This window comes from Phyllobacterium sp. P5_D12 (assembly GCF_054049495.1).
In genome coordinates this window covers 1-995 of the sequence record NZ_JBFUMG010000992.1, presented here as the reverse complement: position 1 = coordinate 995, position 995 = coordinate 1, and the positions used below count along the sequence as shown (strand labels likewise).

The following is a 995-nucleotide window of genomic DNA, read 5'->3' as shown; positions in this document are numbered from 1 at the left end:
GCCCAACGAGTGGAATAGCTTGCAGGACTCCATGGCCGCAGCATCGACGTCCCGCCTCCATCTTTTCTCGGCTGTCTTTCTGGTGGTCGTACTCACTGCGGGGACCCTTCTTACGCTTGAGCGACAAGTGAAAGTCCGGTACGCCGCGCAGGGTTTGTTGCGAAGATTTATGATGGATATTGTAGCGGCGGGCATTGCCTTGGCTGTGGGCCTTATTGCAGCAAAATTGCTGGAGCCGTCCGGATTGCCGTTGCGGACACTCAGATTGTGGGCGGTCGTGACGGTCATCGTCTGCAGTGTTGTGTGCCTCACGCGGTTCGTCCTGATGGCATCGCGCCGGCCAGAAGTTCGCCGCCGTTCCTTTCATATGCTGGCACTGTCCCGGGATCTGTCGATCGCCGTCAGTTGGGCAATCGTGGGTATCGCGCTTGTCACGACGTTGCAGGTTTGGGATGCAGGACCTGCATTGAGGGACTTGACCCGAACCGTCTTGATGGCGGTGCCGACTTATCTCCTGCTTGCGGCAGTGGTGTGGCGGCACAGGCGCACGATGGCGAGTGCCGTTGCTGGTCCGCGCCCGAGAAGTCAATGGCGCAATCGTCTCGCCCGGCGTTGGCCGGCAATCAGCATCGTATTCCTCGTCGTTACGTTCATCATCAGCCAAACGGCGCTCACCCTGGGAACGCCGTTGCCAGGATCAGCGGTGATTGTGACCGTCCTGATGGTGTTYCTGACTCCCCATCTTGACGCGATGATCGCCAATTGGGCGCAGCGAAAACTCGAGCGGGACCATATTTCCATTCCGGCGGCGGCGGCACGCCAGACAGCCCGCTTCGCCATTCTCATCGGCACGGTTGCCATGGTGAGCACCTTATGGTCAACGCCGCTTGCCATGGGATTGGGCTTCCAATTGCGAAGCGTCACGCGCGAAGCATTCGAAATTACCGTGATCGCGCTTTTGGCAGCTTATTTGTGGAACATGATCGGGACAGTGA

1 pseudogene is annotated in these 995 nt (G+C 58.9%); it reads left to right on the top strand.

The annotated features are described in order from the left end of the window. Positions 1-169: 169 nt before the first annotated feature. A pseudogene (locus tag ACXJ5O_RS28205) lies at positions 170-995 on the top strand (mechanosensitive ion channel family protein); the annotation flags it as partial.